This window comes from Synechococcus sp. H55.2 (assembly GCF_047462495.1).
In the GTDB taxonomy this organism is placed as follows: domain Bacteria; phylum Cyanobacteriota; class Cyanobacteriia; order Thermostichales; family Thermostichaceae; genus Thermostichus.
Window position 1 is genome coordinate 1 of the sequence record NZ_JANSJH010000205.1, and the last position, 959, is coordinate 959.

Genomic DNA, 959 nt, shown 5'->3' on the forward strand with positions numbered 1-959 from the left:
AAGCGGAGGCAGAAGGCTTTGCCCAACGCCAACGCCAAGCCCAAGGGATCCACTTCCTCGCCATCCAAAGCGATTTCCGGGCCCAGTCTTTCGCCGGCTTTTGGCTGATGCAGCATCCCCTTTAAAACCGTTGTCGGCCCCTTACGTAGATCCTCAAGCTAGCTGTGTTGGCAAAGCAACACAAAAACGGTAGCAGCAGCTCCGCGAGCGCCTCGCCAAATCCCGCAAAGGCCGATTCTTTCGTTGACCCGCTCGATGCCTTGCCCCACAAGGCTTTCAGGCCTCTTGCCCCCCCTCTTCCAGGCCCTTTTTTGCCGTCTTCGACCGACCCCCTCGCAAATGGGTCTTGCATTCCTTGCCCCGCTTGGGTTTAATAAGGGTAGAGGTTCCCCTTCGGGGGGATCCCTAGAAATTGGAAACCTGAGTTTCAATGTGGGGTGGCAGGAACTCCATGGCAACGGTTCCCCTTCGGGGGGATCCCTAGAAATTGGAAACGTTCCCTCGTCTACGGGGTAGACGGGGATTTCCAAGTCGCTGGTTCCCCTTCGGGGGGATCCCTAGAAATTGGAAACCATAGATTTGTGAAGGGTGGTGAGAGACTAATCCACCCTGGTTCCCCTTCGGGGGGATCCCTAGAAATTGGAAACCTTACCTAACCACTGCCAGGGGCGGCGGCATTTCGGTTTGGTTCCCCTTCGGGGGGATCCCTAGAAATTGGAAACCAGTTGGTTTACATAGTAAAGTGCTTTGACCAATGTGGTTCCCCTTCGGGGGGATCCCTAGAAATTGGAAACACCTCATCATAGGCACTCTCTTCCCCCCGCCAGCGGGTAGGTTCCCCTTCGGGGGGATCCCTAGAAATTGGAAACTAGACCACAGTCGGGCAACCCTGATAGCCGCTGATCGGTTCCCCTTCGGGGGGATCCAACTTCCCTCACCCCTGGCCCCTCTCCCAGTGG

At 56.5% G+C, this 959-nt stretch carries 1 protein-coding gene and 1 CRISPR repeat array; the gene reads left to right on the top strand.

Going from position 1 to position 959, the window contains the following annotated elements; genetic code table 11:
• The coding region (locus NW844_RS12940; protein ID WP_414336236.1) for a Tab2 family RNA-binding protein at positions 1-125 on the top strand (125 nt) is incomplete at its 5' end.
• Positions 126-384: 259 nt separating this feature from the next.
• A CRISPR array of direct repeats spans positions 385-869; the repeat unit is 36 nt; unit sequence GGTTCCCCTTCGGGGGGATCCCTAGAAATTGGAAAC.
• Positions 870-959: the final 90 nt, after the last annotated feature.